This is a genomic window from Sphingomonas sp. Leaf28 (genome assembly GCF_001421685.1).
GTDB classification, from domain to species: Bacteria; Pseudomonadota; Alphaproteobacteria; order Sphingomonadales; family Sphingomonadaceae; genus Sphingomonas; species Sphingomonas aurantiaca.
The window spans coordinates 1,125,665-1,140,853 of sequence record NZ_LMKX01000001.1; the positions used below are offsets into that span (position 1 = coordinate 1,125,665).

A 15,189-nucleotide genomic window follows, 5' to 3' on the forward strand; every position below is an offset into this window, starting at 1 on the left:
CGACCTGTTCAAGCGGAAATCTATGTCGCCTTGGCTTACAGGACGCGATCGGCGTCCTCCGGGCGCGGCAGCCAGCAGCTCGCCCGCCTCCCGAACAGGCGGTAACGGTTGCGTGCGACCCAGCGGTACAGCGGATCGCGCAAACCGCGAGGCACCACCCGGGCCGCACCGGCGATTCGCCACGGCCAGCCGAGCCCGGCATAGATTGCCAGCACCGCGTCGCTGTCGCGCAGCGCGCGGTCGCCGTGGACGACGATGATGGTATCGGGATCCGCCGGGTCGATTCCGAACCGGCGACACAGTCCAGCACCGACATCTCCCTGCATCGCCGCGAGCCGGAAGCTGCGCCCGCGGTCGTGCGTCAGGACGAACTGCGCGTTCGCTGAGCACAGCACACATTCGGCGTCGAAGAGGATGATCGGATGCTCAGTCATCGATTCTCTCCAATCGGCCTCGATAATGAATGACCCGGCCGAACAGCGGAAGGTCGATGGGAATGTCGAACATGAATGCGGCGCCTTGCTCCTGCTCGACCGCATGGCATGCGGGTCGCGCCCATCGCGGAAGAGGTATGCCGAGGAACCGGAAGCCCACCAAGTCCATATGCAGCGCCCCGTCGACGGCCGAAACGTCGAAGGAGCTGGCTGCGGGCCCCATCCGTTCGACCAAACGGCCATGCCGAATTCGCAGAGTGCTGCGATACTGCCGGTCCCCGAACCTGCGATGCCAGTGCTCTGTGGCGCCGCGCCGTTCGAACCGCACGGTCACTGGAACGCCCGATCCTCGCGCCGGCAGCCGCATCATCCGGCACAGCAGCCGCGCAAACGGATTGTCGCTCGTCCGTATCTCGGCAAGGCCCGTCCAGACCTGATCACCATCTTCGTCATGCAACGTGCGCAAGCTGGGCGCGAGACCAACGATCGCCGGACCGAGCAACCGCCGGAACAGCGCGCTCACCAAGCGAAATCCGGCTTGGCCACCATCAGCCAGAAGATTGCGAGCACGCCGGCAAAGGCGGGCCAGCCGAGCAAAAACCAGGTTCGCGATAGCGTGAAATAGCGCGCTGGCAGTCCCTCGCCGTCGGCGAGACGGTCGACGATCCGTCGCATCTCGATCTGGATGCCGACGACCGGTAGCCAGCAGGCGCCGACGAACAGGTACAGCACGATCGCGGCCGCCAACCAGTCGGTCGTCAGCGGATAGCCGGCGATCCTGGCCAGCCACACGCCGGTCACCGGCTGCAGGATCACCGCGGGCGTGGTGAACAGCCAGTCGGCGATCACGACGTTGCGGTTGACGATCCGTCGTGCCGCCAGGTCGCCGGAGCGGTTGGCCATGAAGCCGTGGAACGCGGTGCCGAGACCGGTCCCGAACAGCAGGGTAGAAGACAGGATGTGAACGGTCTTGAGCAGCAGATACTCATCCACGGTCGGTCTCCAAGACGTGCACGGCGAGCGCGAGTCCGAGGATAGCGGCGTTCTTGACGAGCGCGCCGAACGGATCGGCCCAGAGCGCGGGCATCGTTGCGGCGATGACCGCAGTATAACCCAGCATCACACCGATTCCCGCCAGCGCGGCTCGGCGCAGGCGCGCCAGCAGCGCAAGCCCGATTGCGAGATCGAGTACGGCACCTGCTACGAGCGCGGTGATTGCGGCCGTACCGTTCAGCCCGGCACGCGCCAACAGCGCGAAGTTTGTGCCCGCAGGCGTCAATGCGAGCGGCACGATGCCACCGGCCAGCCAGACCAGCGCTAGCAACCAGCGCAGCACCGGCGCCAGCGGCATCAACCGTACAGCCAGCCGGTCGGCGTCCGTCGCCGGCGTCCGCGCCAGCGCGACGTCCAGCGTCGCCGGAACCAGCCCGGTCGCGGCGATGAGCGCCTCGGCCTCGCCGGTGTTGTCGGCCTCAAGCATGGTCAGGCTTTCGTGGGTCACCGGCCCGATCCCGAGCCGTATCACTGTCGCGAGCATCCATCGCGGCAACCGCACAACGGGCGCGGGTGCCAGCCCCAGCCAGCGCCGCATGCTGGCGGTCAGCGCGTCCGTGGTCATCGGTTCGGGACCGACGACGTCGATCCGTGCGGCGATCGGCGTCTCCCGGTGCAGCAGCCGCAAGATCCCCGCGACCAGGTCGTCGACATGAATCGGCTGCACGCGCCACCTCCCCTGCCCCAGCCGCGGGGTAAGCGGAAGGGCCGCGAGCGCGCCGAACAAGGCGCTGCTCTGCCCGCCGCGACCGATGATGAGCGACGGCCGCAACACGACCCAATCCATCCGCGTACCGGCGGGATCAAGACCGGCGAGATGATCGTCCGCGGTGCGCTTGCTGAGATGGTAGCGCGTCGCTGCACCGGCATCCGCGCCGAGCGCGGAGACCTGAACCACGCGGCCGACGCCGCCAGCAAGGCATGCATCGAACAGCGCCCGCGCGCCCTTGTCGTGGACCGTCGCATAGCGTCCACCATCGCGAATAAGTCCGGCGCAGTTGACGACCGCATCCACGCCGCACAGCCGCGGCAGCCAGTCGTCGGCTACATCCTGCGTCAGGTCGCAGCGAATGGTCGAGACGCCGCATACCGCTTGCGCAAGCCGTGCCGGATCGCGCCCGGCGGCCGTGACGCGCACGCCCTCCGCCACCAACCGCCCTACCAGATGGCGCCCGACGAACCCGCCGGCACCAATGACGAGAACATGCATCGTCGCGCCCTTACGCTTCGCCACGGGGGCTGCGGCTCCACACCGCGAACCCCATGCCGACCAGCGCCAGCAACACGCCGAACAGCGCGCTCGTGACGGTGCCTTGCACCAGTGCGGTCGGATCGGTCGCGACGTAGCGCATCGACACGAGCAGCATTGGCGTGGCGATCATCATCACCATCGACCACACCGTCCAGAAGCGCGACCGCTCTTCGGTCCCACAGAGTTCGGCGAGCAGGATCGACAGCGGTCGCCACAGCGCAACGGCGGCCAAGATCGCGATCACCGCGGTCAGCGCATAAGTCAGCAGCAAGGCGGCTATGGGCAGCAGCATGACGAAAATCTCCTTCGACGCCGTCCGGATATCGGCCGGCTGTCCGACGCCTTGCGAATGGCATGCCAATTGCGGAAACTGACGAGAATGCGTGGTTTACGCTGGCTCGTAGGCTCGCAGATGTTAACGGCGTGAACGGAACTGCCCGCTATGGTGTCAACGATGGATACGGCAATCGGCATCGTCGCCTATGTCGGCGCGCTAGGTCTGACCGCGGTAGCGAGCCTCATGCTCGCGCTGTTCGTCGTGACGCGTGCCCGCGCGCTGCCGGGTTCGGCGTTGCTCGCGCTGTTCCTGGTCGGCGTCGCAAGCTGGAGCATCGCGCAGGCGATCCCCGCGATAGTCGGGCCGGCCGCGACGCCATTCACCGCGACGCTGATCGCGCTGTCTCCCCTGCCGGCCGCTGCGTTTGTCCATCTGGTTTTCGCATTTGCGCTGTGCGGCACGCTGCGGCCCGTCGCGATCGCGAGCTACGCGATCGCCGGGTTCGCCACGCTCGTAGGCCTGATATTCGGGGTGGGTACGGTCGTGCCGTGGCACGGCTTCCCTGGCATGTTCGTGCCGTCGATCGTCGGCTGGGGTGTGCTGGGGCTCGCCGGCCTGTTGTCGGTGATCGGCCATCTCCGTCTCGCGCAGACCTGGGCGCAGCAGCAAGGGCAGCATCGCCGCCAGGCCGGCGCGGTGTTCGCGTCCAGCCTGATCGGTCTCGTCGCACTCACCGGCTTCACCTTCCCCGCGCTCGGGATCGACGCCTATCCCTGGCCGGTCCTGCTGCTGCCGCTTTACTCGGTCGCCTTGGTCTACGGCATCTTGCGGTATCGCTTCATGGCGACGGATCTTTGGGCGCGGCGCGGCCTCGTCTGGATTCTGCTGGTGGCGCTGGCGGGGGCGGTCAGCGCAGGCATAGCCACGGTGCCGCTTGTGCTGGTCGGTCGGCCGGCCGGCCTGTTAGCGACTTGGGCAGCGCTCGCCGCGACGCTCGCGCTCGGCATCCTCGTGCTCGCCCCGCTCAAGCGGCTGGTCGATGCGGTGGTGTTTCCCGGCGGCCGGGTCAGCGACGCCGACGTCGCGGACTGGCGCGACCAGCTGGCCGGGGCGACCGACGCGGTCGAACTCGCGACAATCGCCAACGCGTTGCTCGCGCTGCGCCTGAACTTACCCGTCGTCGACGACGGCCCGTCATTGGTAGTCGGCGGCGAAACCGTGACCCTGTGCGGTTGGAGCGACGCGCCGCGGGCGACGCGCCACGTTGTCGACCGGTTCGCGGGGCTCGTCGGCGAAACTGCGCGCCGCCTTGCCGCCTCGCACCGGCTGATCGATGCCGAGCGCCAGGCCCGAATGAGCGAGCTCGGAGAACTGGCCGCAACCGTCGCGCACGATCTGCGCAACCCGCTGGGCATCGTGACGATGGCCGCAACCGGTGCGCCCGCCGACGTACGGGCCGAGATCGGCGAACAGGTAGCGCGGATGAATCACCTCGTCAGCGACATCCTGGATTATTCGCGTGCCTGGACGGTCGTGCCTCAGCCCATCCGCCTGATCGAGCTCGTCGCCCAGATGGGCGTCAAACTCGACGTGCCCGAAGACCTTATCGTCATGGCCGACCGCCGCGCGCTCGTTCGCGTGCTCGCCAACCTCGTCGACAACGCGCGCGCGCTTGGCACGAACGTCACCATCATCGCCGCAGCGGGCCCGCCTGCGGCCATCGACGTGTGCGACGACGGCCCCGGCATCGCTCCCGAGATCGTCGACAACCTCTTCCGCCCATTCGTCTCGCGCCGCCCCGGCGGAACCGGCCTGGGCCTCGCCATCGTCCGCCGCATCATGGAGGCGCATGGCGGAACCGTCACACTCGCCCAGCGGCCGGGCTGGTCGACCTGCTTCCGTCTTACCTTCGGAGATCTGTGATGAGCGGCATCCTGCTGGCCGACGACGAACCCGCCTTTCAGCGCCTCACCGGCGCGTGGCTGCTCGGTCTGGGCCATGACGTCCGCGTGGTCGGTGACGGCGACGCTGCGCGTGCGGCCTTCGCCGAGGCACCCGCCGACCTCGTCCTGCTCGATCTCGCGATGCCGCCACACCATGACCCAGAAGCCGGCCTTGCGCTGATCGCCAGCTTCGCGCCTGCGCCCGTCATCGTCATGACCGGGCACGCCGACCACACGCTTGCGCTGAAGGCAATCGATGCCGGCGCATGGGATTTCCTTGCCAAGCCCGTCGACCCCGACATCCTGCGCATCGTCGTCGCGCGCGCTATGGAACGCGCGGGCCTCGCGCGCGAACTCGCCGCGCTGAAGGCGCGCGACACCGGTGCCGAGGATATGGGACTCATCGGCACTACACCGGTGATGGCCGCATTGCGCGACCTGATCCGTCGGGTCGCACCGACCCGTCTGCCCGTTCTGGTGCTCGGTCCAAGCGGTACCGGCAAGGAACTGGTCGCGCGTGCGCTCCACTATGCCTCCCCGCGCGCCGACCGGAAGCTCGTGCCGGTCCATTGCGGTGCGATTCCGCCCGAGCTGCTCGAAAGCGAGCTGTTCGGCCATCTCAAGGGCAGTTTCACCGGAGCCACCAGCGACCGTCCCGGGCTCGTCGAGACCGCCGCCGGCGGTACGCTTTTTCTCGACGAAATCGGCGAGATGCCCGCGGCTATGCAGGTCAAGCTGCTCCGCTTCTTGGCCGACGGCAGCTTTCAGCCAGTCGGCGCGCGCACGCCGCGCACCGCCGACGTCCGCATCGTCGCCGCGACCCATCGCGACCTCGCCGCCTGCGTTGCCGACGGCAGCTTTCGCGAAGACCTGTATTACCGACTGAAAGGCGTCGTCCTGCGCACGCCGTCGCTCGACGAACGCCCGGGCGACGTGCCCCTGCTCGCCTCGGTCTTCCTGCGCCGTGCCAGCAATGGTACCGGCCAGTTCACCCCCGACGCACTGTGCTGGCTGACAACGCGGCGCTGGCCCGGCAATGTCCGCGAACTCCGCGCGGCCGTCGAATGCGCCGCCGCCCTGGCCCCGCAATCGGCAACCGGTGTCGACGTTGGCGCAACCGATCTCGCCTTCGCCGTAGGCGACCCGGTCGCCGACCTGCCGACCATCGGCACGCCACAAACGCTCGAGGAAGAGATAGCAGCGCTTGAGTATCGCCGTATCACCGAGACGTTGGCGCGAACCGGCCATAACCACACGCACACCGCGCGCAACCTCGGCCTGTCGCGGGTCGGCCTGCTCAAAAAGCTGGACCGAATGGGACTGCGCTAGAGTCGTTATCGGCAGGATGAATGTCCTGTCGGGCCCATCGATCCCTGTCCGGATGAATGAAATCCGGCATGTCCCAGGTACGCACGGCTGAGAAAAATCGTCACTACGAAACCCGATAAAGTGCAGCGCAGGCTTCACCTTCATGTCCCAGTCCGCAGTGGCATCTACAGGGTTCTGCCGGGCACAAGATGCGGCAGGCACCGCGTGCGTCACGCTATCATAAATCGGACCAGGAGAGATCAAACCGTGCCAGATATTTCCGCAGCCGATCCGCATCATTGGAGGATGTCCGCCGCATGCGGGACGAGGCGAACAATATGCGTCCCGCTTCGGAAAGCGAGCGACTCTTCCGACAGGTGTCGAGAACATGGGCGAGCTGCACGCGGTCGAACGGATCAACTGCGTCTAGCTGTTCCGGGGAAAGCACGGCCGAAAGCTGATCGCCTGTATCGTCGCCGCTAGACCATGCGCGCTTCAGCCGCGTAATCTCCGCTTCGACGCCGTCGAGATCGATCCTTCCTTTGGGGCTGAACGTCGCCATCCGCGTCACGCTCGACGCAAGGTCACGGAAGTTGCCGTGCCATTCGGCGTCCGGCGCGCAGGCGAAGGCAAGGAAGCGGTCACGCGCCTCCTTGTTGAAGGTCACGCGCGTGCCTTCGCGTTCGGCGAAGCGGTCGAGTTCATAGTCGAGATTGGGCGCGATATCCTCGCGACGGTCGCGCAGGCCCGGCAGGGTGAAGGTCCACAGATTGAGCCGCGCGTAGAGATCGTCGCGAAACGTGCCTTGCCGAACGCACTGTCCAAGATCGCGGTTGGTGCCGGCAATCAGCTGAAAATCGCTCGCCGCCTCCTTGTCGGCGCCGACGGGGAGGAAGCGCTTGTCCTCGATCGCGCGCAGGATCATCGCCTGCTCGTCGAGCCCGAGTTCGCCGATCTCGTCAAGGAAGAGCGTGCCGGTATCGGCGGTGCGCAACAGGCCCGGCCGGTCGGCCGCCGCGCCGGTGAATGCCCCCTTTTTATGCCCGAACAAGGCGGACATCGCGCCATCGCCCTTGAGCGTCGCGCAATTCACTTCGACGAACGGTCCGCGCACCTGATGCTTGAGCCGCTTGAGTTCATAGATCCGTCGCGCCAGCTGACTCTTACCCGCGCCGGTAGGCCCCATCAGCAACACCGGTGCCTTGGAGCGCACCGCAACCTGCTCGATATCGTCGATCATCCGGTTGAAGGCCAGGTTGCGCGTATCGATCCCGGATTTGAGGAACGAGGTGCTCTCGGCAGCGACCGCGGCGAAGCGCGTCGCTATGCTGTCGTAGCGCGACAGATCAAGGTCGATGATGTCCCAGCTGCCGGGCGCACTCGACGGAGTGCCGCGCTGCGGCTGGGTCTGGATCAATCGGCCCGGGAGGTAGTGCGCCTCGGTCAGCAGGAAGAGGCAGATCTGCGCGACGTGCGTGCCGGTTGTGATGTGCACGAGGTAATCCTCAGCATCGGGATCGAACGGATAGGCGCGTGCGAAGTCGAGCAGCTTTCCGTAAACCTCCTCAAAATCCCAGGCGTTGGCAAAGTCGATCACGCGCCGGTCGACCTGCGTCTCCGGCGAGATCGATGCGATGTCGTCGGCGATATATTCGGCGAGCCGGCCGTGCGACGTACCATGCAGCAGCACGAACCGGTCGATCCGCAGGTCTTCATGCATGCACAGACCGACTGACGGCCGCCATTTATTCCAACGCGAGGGACCGAATTTCCCAGAGTCCAGCGTAGATCCAAGAAATCCAATAGTGACCAGTGGCTTCATGGTGATCCCATGGGATAAATTCCTATCCTGCATGATATGGTTCTTCCGCATGGCGCGCAAGCAGGCTCGATGTCGCCACAGGCCGACAATCAATTAAAATCCAGCATTTACAGATAGATATAATTATTATGAGGCGGCTGTTGTCGAACTGGCACGCGGATTGCTGGGCATGAGGTGTCTCGCTGGTGCTCGAACATGGCCAGCGGGACGGCGCGGCAAGGGTGATCGGAATGGGCCGGTCACCCCGGAACCGCAAAGGATTTGAGATGGCAAACAAGAGCCTCTTCGCATCGGCGATCGCCAAGCTGCTGCCGGCAACCGACAGCGTGAACCGCGAATTCGCGCCGGCCTATGCATATGGCCCGCAGGCCAGGCTTGCGCAGCTGGCGGCGACGGGAACGCTGTCGGACAGCGTCTACGCATCGGCCGAAACGCATCTGGCCGAGACGATCGAAGCGGCTAAGGCGGTCGATCCGCTCTTCGTCGCCAAGGCGGCGATCTATGCCCGCAAGGCCGGAACGATGAAGGATATGCCCGCCTTGCTCTGTGCCTATCTGACACTGGCCGATCCCGATCTCGCGGTCGTGGTCTTCGGACGCGTGATCGATACCGGACGCATGCTGCGCACGTTCGTGCAGATCATGCGATCGGGTCAGGTCGGGCGCACGTCGCTCGGCACGCGGCCGAAGCGGCTGGTGCAGACCTGGCTGGAGACCGCGTCGATGCGCGACCTCATGGCGGCCGCAACGGGGAACGACCCGTCGCTCGCCGACATCGTGCGAATGGTGCGCCCGAAGCCTGCGACGGACGAGCGGCGCGCTTTCTACGGATGGCTGATCGGCAAACCGTACGATGTCGCGGCGCTTCCGATTGAGATCGCGGCCTTCGAGGCGTGGAAGCGCGACCCATCGGGAGCGTTACCGCCGGTGCCGTTCGAATGGCTCACCGCCTTTCCGCTGAGCGCAGAACAATGGGGCGAGCTGGCGCGCAACATGGGCTGGCAGGCGCTGCGGATGAACCTCAACACGCTGGCGCGCAACGGCGCGTTCGGGGTTGCGGGGATCACCGATGCGGTCGCTGGACGGCTGTCGGATTCGGCGGCGCTCGGCAAGGCGCGCGTGCTACCCTACCAGGTTATGGCGGCGCTGGGTTCGGCCGAAGACGGCGTGCCGCTCAAGGTACAGGCGGCGCTCGAGACTGCGCTCGATGCATCGGTCGCGACCGTTCCGAGCGCGGCGGGCCGGGTGGTCGTCTGCCCCGACGTGTCGGGATCGATGCGCTCGCCGGCGACGGGGTTCCGCAAGGGCGCCACGTCGAAGGTCAGTTGCAACGACGTGGCGGCGCTGGTCGCGGCGGCGATGCTGCGGACCAACCGCCAGGCACGCGTCCTGCCGTTCGCGGAGAAGGTCGTTGGCATCAGGCTCGATCCGTATGCCCGGCTCGCGGTGAACACCGCAAAGCTGGCGGCGGTCGGCGGTGGCGGGACGAATGTCTCGGCGCCGCTGGCCAGGCTGAATGCGCAACGGGCCGCGGTCGATCTGGTCGTGATCGTCTCGGACAACCAGTCCTGGATGGATGCGGTGAAGGGCGGCGCGACGCAGACGATGCGCGAGTGGGAGAAGATCGTCCGGCGCAATCCGGCGGCGAAGCTGGTCTGCATCGACATCCAACCGCACGGCACGACGCAAGCGTCGGGCCGGCCCGAGATCCTCAATGTCGGAGGTTTTTCCGACGCGGTGTTCGACACGATCGCAAAGTTCGCCCGCGGCGAAACGCGCGACTGGGTCGGCATCATCGACCAAACGGAGCTATAAAGAATTGGCCGTGGCGAATGCCGGTGGGACTACATCCTCCTGCCTGAGGTCCGACGAGTAAAGCGCCGAAGCACCAGCGATGGTGCGAAAGGAGATGTGGGTTCGAATCCCGCCGCTGGAACGTAGCTTAAGGACCGCGTCTCGCCACCACTCGTCGCCACGGCCAGATATCATCACGGCGAATGCCGGCATGGACTACATGGTGTCGCGGGTTCGAATCCCGCCCCGCGCAAGCGGGTAGCTCAGCCTGGTAGAGCACAACCGTCCGCCATCTTTCGTCGCCGTGACCACAAACGAAGCTGGCAAATGCCGACGGGACTACACGGTACAGGAGGTTCGAATCCTCCCCGGAGCGATCCGGAAACGTCTCGTCACCCCTCGTTGCCAGCACCAATACCCCGTCGCCGCCACCGGCGTGCGACAGTTTACCAGGAGGTCAGGATGACCGAAGCCAATTTTGAATTTCAGGCCGTCGACGGCGGCGTACCGATCAAGATGTGGACCCGCGGCGTCGCCGTGGACGACAAAGCGCGTGCTCAGCTAGTGCGCGCGGCGCAGATGCCGTTCGTGTTCAAGCACGTCGCGGTTATGCCTGATGTCCATGTCGGCATCGGCGCGACGATTGGCTCGGTCATTCCGACCAAGGGCGCGGTGATTCCGGCAGCGGTCGGCGTCGATATCGGTTGCGGCATGATGGCGGCGCGCACCTCGCTCACCGCGAGCGATCTTCCCGACAATCTGGAAGGCGTCCGCGCTGCGATCGAGCGCGCGGTGCCGGTCGGGCGTTCGGTAGGTCGCGGCAACCGCGACACCGGCTCCTGGGGTGATCCGCCGGCGGCGATCGTCGACGCATGGGCGACGCTGGCAACGCGCTTCGGACAGATCGTCGCGAAATATCCCAAGCTCGCCAAGTCGAACAACTTGGTTCACCTGGGCACGCTCGGCACGGGCAACCACTTCATAGAAGTGTGCCTCGATACGGAGCAGCGGGTGTGGGTAATGCTGCATTCGGGCTCGCGCGGCGTGGGCAACGCGATCGGTACGTTCTTCATCGAACTGGCTAAGCAGGACATGCGCAAGTGGTTCGTCAATCTGCCCGATGAGGACCTCGCCTATTTTCCGGAAGGGACCGAGCACTTCGACGATTATGTCGAAGCGGTCGGCTGGGCGCAGGATTATGCGGCGCTCAACCGGCGGATGATGATGACCAACGTCATCGCCGCGATGCGCCGCGTGATCACCAAACCGTTCGACGCGGAGCTGGAGGCGATCAACTGCCATCACAACTACGTCACGCGCGAGAACCATTTCGGCCAAAACGTGCTCGTCACCCGCAAGGGCGCCGTGCGCGCGGCGAAGGGTGTGATGGGGATCATCCCCGGCTCGATGGGGGCGAAGTCGTACCTCGTGCGAGGCCTCGGCAACGCGGAGTCGTTCGACAGCTGCAGCCATGGTGCCGGGCGTGTGATGTCGCGCACCGAGGCGAAGCGCGAGGTCACGGTGGCGGAACATGTCGCCGCTACCGAGGGCGTCGCCTGCCGCAAGGACGAAGGCGTGATCGACGAAAGTCCGCGCGCGTACAAGCCGATCGAAGCCGTGATGGCGGCACAGGCCGATCTCGTCGAGATCGTTTATACGTTGAAGCAGGTGGTGTGCGTGAAGGGGTAGCCCTTCACGCCGCCATTCCCAAGAAAGAAGACCATGATCATCATCGACGGATCGGAAGGCGAAGGCGGCGGACAGGTCGTGCGCAACGCGTGCGCACTGTCGCTCGTGACTGGCCGGCCGTTCCGCATCATCAATGCGCGCGGCAAGCGCGAGAAGCCGGGGCTGATGCGGCAGCACGTCACCGCTGTCGAAGCCGCGTGCGCGATTGGGGGCGCGACCTGCGAAGGCCTAAGCGTCGGATCGTCCGATCTGACCTTCCGCCCTGGCCAGGTGACTCCGGGCGAGTATCGCTTCGCGGTCGGCACCGCCGGATCGACCGGTCTGGTGTTGCAGACCGTGCTGATGCCGCTGATCCTAACCGGCGCGCCCTCGCGGCTCGTGCTCGAAGGCGGCACGCACAACATGCTCGCGCCGCCGTTCGACTTTATCGCGAAAAGCTTCCTGCCGGTGATCAACCGGATGGGGCCGAAGGTCACTGCGCGTCTGGTGCGGCACGGCTTCTATCCGCGCGGCGGCGGCCGGATCGAGATCGATATCGAGCCCGCTCCGCTGGCCGCGATCAGCTGTGTCGATCGCGGCGCATTGATCGGCCGCTCGGCCACCGCGCTTTTTGCCGGCCTGCCGCCCGACGTGGCCAAACGCGAGATGAAGACGGCGCGCGGATTGTTGGACTGGCCGGAAGATGCCTTCTCGATCCGTGAGCTCCCCGAAGAGCAGGGCCCCGGCAACATCGTGCTGCTCGAGGCAGTTTTCGAGAATGTCACCGAAGTGGTGAGCGGCTTTGGCAAGCTCGGCGTTTCCGCCGAACATGTCGCAAAGACCGCTGCGGCGCGCATGGCTGGATATCTCGCGTCGGATGCCTTTGCGGGACCGTATCTCGCCGACCAGTTGCTGTTGCCGTTCGCGCTCGCGGGCGGTGGCAGCTTCACCACGGTCAAGCCGAGCCAGCATAGCCTGACCGCCAGGGTGATCATCGAAGCGTTTCTCGGTCGGCGCTGCACCTTCCTGCAGCTGCCGACCGGCTCACATTCCGTAGAGATCCGCTAAACTCAGATAAGTCTATAATATCTCCATGTGGGACGGGCCTGGCGAGCGGCCGAAGGCTGAACTGGACGATCAACGCCGACGCGGCGCCAGACTATTGGGCGCCCGCCGGCACACTGATCGAAAATTATCGCGGCAACCCCGAGTGGCGGGCGTGGCTTGCGGAGCTTCGCGAACGCGTCACGGCGGCGATACCCGAGCTCATTCGGCTCGTGGAGGGTCGCGACCCTTGGGAGGTGTTCAAGGATCGCCGCTACCTCGACAATACCCGCCAAACGGAGCGTGAATGTCCACCCGACGGATACAGGTTTGATGGACAACGAAGGGCCAATGCATCTGCGCAGGAAGGAGCATGTGGGATAAAAGGCAGCCGATTCGTATCCTCGCCATCGGTACTCAGGGTCATTGCCGGATCATCGACATCTTTGATCTCGAAAACGCCCACGGCTGAAAACAGTGCACCAATATAGGCCGAAGACGCGCGACTGTGTGCTTCCAACGTTTCGCATGTTAAGTAAGTCCGCGGACATAGCTATAAGAGTGTGCGGATGACGCCGACGCCGACGCCAAGGCACACGAAGCGGCAAAGTCCATCGATAGTATCGAGGCCCCTCCGTGAGCGACCGGAAGCGCTGGCGCACCTAGATCAGATTAAGTTTGCTCGAGCCAGCCGCAGATGCCAGACGTCTCACACCACCAAACGGGCAAAAATGAGAGACCTCTTCAAGCTCATGGAAAGCTAGGCGTATACCGTCTTTCCATCATTGGCTGACTTGGGCGAATCTCGCAATCATGGTTGCGGCTGGACTGGGCGGCCTATCCACCATGGTCGGGCTTCCCGACAAATGGCCGAATTGGGGATGCTGGAGCGTCCTTGGGCTGATAGTCGTGTCGGCAGCGATTGCTATTGACGTGCTCCCCAGAAATCATGCCATTGGTAAGTTAGCTCGTCAGATGGAGACGAGTGATGCGGCGAGGCCGATTTACCGAGGATCAGATCATTGGGGTGTTGCGCGAGCATGAGGCTGGCGTGAAGACGGCCGACCTGTGCCGCAAGCACGGGATCAGCGATGCGACATTCTACAACTGGAAGTCGAAGTACGGCGGGATGACGGTGTCGGAGGCGGCACGGTTGCGCACGCTGGAGGACGAGAACCGACGGCTGAAGAAGCTGCTGGCGGAGTCGATGCTCGACGTGTCGGCGCTGAAGGATCTGTTGGGAAAAAACTGACCCGGTCTGCGGAGCGCTACGCTGCGGTGGAGAAGCTGATAGCCGACCACGGCTTTTCCGAGCGTCGTGCCTGCAGGCTGATCGGGGTCAATCGGTCGGCATGGCAATATGAGCCGCTGCGCGGGCACGACGACGCCGCGCGCGAGCGGATGCGAGAGATCGCCAACGAACGTCGCCGGTTCGGCTACCGGCGGCTAGCGATCATGCTGAAGCGAGAGGGCAAGGGCATGAACCTGAAGAAGGTCTACCGGCTGTACCGCGAGGAGCGGCTGACGGTTCGCAAACGTGATGGCCGCAAGCGCGCGCTTGGGACGCGGGCGCCGATGGCGATCCCACAGGAACTCAATCAGCGCTGGTCTCTCGACTTTGTGTCGGACTCACTGGCCTGCGGCCGGCGGTTCCGTATGCTCAACGTCATCGACGACTACAGCCGGGAATGCCTAGTGTGCATCGTCGATACCTCGCTTTCAGGCCGGCGTGTCGTCCGCGAGTTGGGCGCTGTTGCCGAGCGCCGCGGGCTACCGTGCATGGTGGTCAGCGACAATGGCACCGAGTTGACCAGTCACGCCGTCCTTGCCTGGTGCCAGGACACCGGGGTCGAGTGGCATTACATCGCGCCCGGTAAGCCGCAGCAGAACGGCTTCGTCGAAAGCTTTAATGGTCGCTTGCGGGACGAGTGCCTGAACGAGCACCTGTTCCCGACGCTGGCTGCGGCGAGACGGATCATCGAGGCATGGCGGACGGACTACAACACCGTGCGTCCGCACAGCAGCCTTGGCGGGTTGGCACCCGCCGAGTTTACGAACCGCCCCCGCCAAGGGCATATGGATACCGAAGCTAAGTTATCAACGGCCTGAAAACGGGGAGCAGGTCACTATGTATGCGGGCGCGCGAAGCGCTGCGGATTCCGAGAGAGATCGCCGGGAAGACCGAACCGACCTTAGCCGCATCGAACAAAAGATCGATAGACTGAGTGCTGCTGATCGCGTTGGCGAAGGCGAGCCCGAAGCGCACGCTTACGTGGTCACAGGAGCACGAGGAAATGATACGCGCCCTGACAGCTCGGTGATAGAAAAGCGTGTCGATCAAGCCTTGGACTCTGCGAAAGAGCGTGCACAAGTCGCCCTTGCAGCCCAAGCCAAATCAACGATGCCGACTGAGGTTGAAAGGTCGAAGCTCTTAAACAGATTACACGACTTTATATCCTGAACAACGACGGCATTTCATCACGAATGATGGCCGGCCTCGAGCTTCCGCCTGCCGACTTTATAAACACTGAGCTTAGGCGGCAGAATGCGAAGTGGCGCGTGCGGAACGTCAAGGATGATAGCGCTGAAATCTAC

General features: G+C 64.9%; 12 protein-coding genes. 6 read left to right on the forward strand and 6 right to left on the reverse strand.

All coding sequences use genetic code 11. The features are described 5' to 3' along the window. Positions 1-35: 35 nt before the first annotated feature. The 5 genes from ASE79_RS05175 to ASE79_RS05195 are packed head-to-tail and all read right to left on the reverse strand — an operon-like array spanning position 36 to position 3,031. Positions 36-434 (reverse strand): thiol-disulfide oxidoreductase DCC family protein, encoded by a 399-nt coding sequence (locus ASE79_RS05175; RefSeq protein ID WP_056412553.1) that lies wholly within the window; start codon positions 432-434, stop codon positions 36-38. After that, positions 427-957 carry a DUF4166 domain-containing protein gene (locus tag ASE79_RS05180; protein ID WP_235516748.1) on the reverse strand — a complete coding sequence of 177 codons (531 nt, stop codon included), beginning with the start codon at positions 955-957 and terminating at the stop codon, positions 427-429. The genes ASE79_RS05175 and ASE79_RS05180 overlap by 8 nt, the downstream gene beginning before the upstream one ends. Further along, complete coding sequence (locus ASE79_RS05185; RefSeq protein ID WP_056412559.1) at positions 954-1,427, reverse strand: DUF2269 family protein; 474 nt, start codon at positions 1,425-1,427, stop codon at positions 954-956. The genes ASE79_RS05180 and ASE79_RS05185 overlap by 4 nt, the downstream gene beginning before the upstream one ends. Then, positions 1,420-2,721 (reverse strand): SDR family oxidoreductase, encoded by a 1,302-nt coding sequence (locus ASE79_RS05190; RefSeq protein WP_235516749.1) that lies wholly within the window; start codon positions 2,719-2,721, stop codon positions 1,420-1,422. Before ASE79_RS05190 ends, ASE79_RS05185 begins: the two co-directional genes overlap by 8 nt. Beyond that, a complete protein-coding gene (locus ASE79_RS05195; RefSeq protein ID WP_056413453.1) occupies positions 2,708-3,031 on the reverse strand; it encodes a hypothetical protein in 324 nt (107 codons plus the stop codon). Before ASE79_RS05195 ends, ASE79_RS05190 begins: the two co-directional genes overlap by 14 nt. Positions 3,032-3,193: 162 nt before the next feature. Here ASE79_RS05195 and ASE79_RS05200 point away from each other — a divergent pair, with 162 nt between their 5' ends. Together ASE79_RS05200 and ASE79_RS05205 are read left to right on the forward strand one after the other, a co-directional pair. Then, positions 3,194-4,939 (forward strand): sensor histidine kinase, encoded by a 1,746-nt coding sequence (locus tag ASE79_RS05200; protein ID WP_056412562.1) that lies wholly within the window; start codon positions 3,194-3,196, stop codon positions 4,937-4,939. Then, positions 4,939-6,288, forward strand: coding sequence for a sigma-54-dependent transcriptional regulator (locus tag ASE79_RS05205; RefSeq protein WP_056412566.1), 1,350 nt, complete (start codon positions 4,939-4,941; stop codon positions 6,286-6,288). Before ASE79_RS05200 ends, ASE79_RS05205 begins: the two co-directional genes overlap by 1 nt. A 217-nt stretch (positions 6,289-6,505) precedes the next feature. Here ASE79_RS05205 and rtcR read toward each other — a convergent pair whose 3' ends face one another. Further along, positions 6,506-8,182 (reverse strand): RNA repair transcriptional activator RtcR, encoded by a 1,677-nt coding sequence (gene rtcR, locus ASE79_RS05210; RefSeq protein WP_321163318.1) that lies wholly within the window; start codon positions 8,180-8,182, stop codon positions 6,506-6,508. 173 nt (positions 8,183-8,355) lie between these two features. On the opposite strand from rtcR, the gene ASE79_RS05215 reads away from it, so the two are divergent. From ASE79_RS05215 to ASE79_RS05235, 4 genes are all read left to right on the forward strand, one after another. Further along, a complete protein-coding gene (locus tag ASE79_RS05215) occupies positions 8,356-9,903 on the forward strand; it encodes a vWA domain-containing protein (RefSeq protein ID WP_056412571.1) in 1,548 nt (515 codons plus the stop codon). Between the two features lie 441 nt (positions 9,904-10,344). Further along, complete coding sequence (locus ASE79_RS05220; RefSeq protein ID WP_056412573.1) at positions 10,345-11,571, forward strand: RtcB family protein; 1,227 nt, start codon at positions 10,345-10,347, stop codon at positions 11,569-11,571. Between the two features lie 33 nt (positions 11,572-11,604). Continuing rightward, positions 11,605-12,618 carry an RNA 3'-terminal phosphate cyclase gene (gene rtcA / locus ASE79_RS05225; RefSeq protein WP_056412578.1) on the forward strand — a complete coding sequence of 338 codons (1,014 nt, stop codon included), beginning with the start codon at positions 11,605-11,607 and terminating at the stop codon, positions 12,616-12,618. 964 nt (positions 12,619-13,582) lie between these two features. Then, positions 13,583-14,703, forward strand: a protein-coding gene (locus ASE79_RS05235; protein ID WP_156359519.1) for an IS3 family transposase whose coding sequence is annotated in 2 segments (ribosomal slippage) — positions 13,583-13,832 and positions 13,832-14,703 — 1,122 coding nt in all. Because the reading frame shifts where the segments join, the coding sequence is not laid out codon by codon here. Positions 14,704-15,189: the final 486 nt, after the last annotated feature.

Excerpts from the sequence above, each read along its gene's own strand:
- rtcA (WP_056412578.1), top strand. The coding sequence starts at position 11,605 with ATGATCATCATCGACGGATCGGAAGGCGAAGGCGGCGGACAGGTCGTG.
- ASE79_RS05205 (WP_056412566.1), top strand. The coding sequence starts at position 4,939 with ATGAGCGGCATCCTGCTGGCCGACGACGAACCCGCCTTTCAGCGCCTC.
- ASE79_RS05175 (WP_056412553.1), bottom strand. The coding sequence starts at position 434 with ATGACTGAGCATCCGATCATCCTCTTCGACGCCGAATGTGTGCTGTGC.
- ASE79_RS05215 (WP_056412571.1), top strand. The coding sequence starts at position 8,356 with ATGGCAAACAAGAGCCTCTTCGCATCGGCGATCGCCAAGCTGCTGCCG.
- ASE79_RS05200 (WP_056412562.1), top strand. The coding sequence starts at position 3,194 with ATGGATACGGCAATCGGCATCGTCGCCTATGTCGGCGCGCTAGGTCTG.
- ASE79_RS05220 (WP_056412573.1), top strand. The coding sequence starts at position 10,345 with ATGACCGAAGCCAATTTTGAATTTCAGGCCGTCGACGGCGGCGTACCG.
- ASE79_RS05195 (WP_056413453.1), bottom strand. The coding sequence starts at position 3,031 with ATGCTGCTGCCCATAGCCGCCTTGCTGCTGACTTATGCGCTGACCGCG.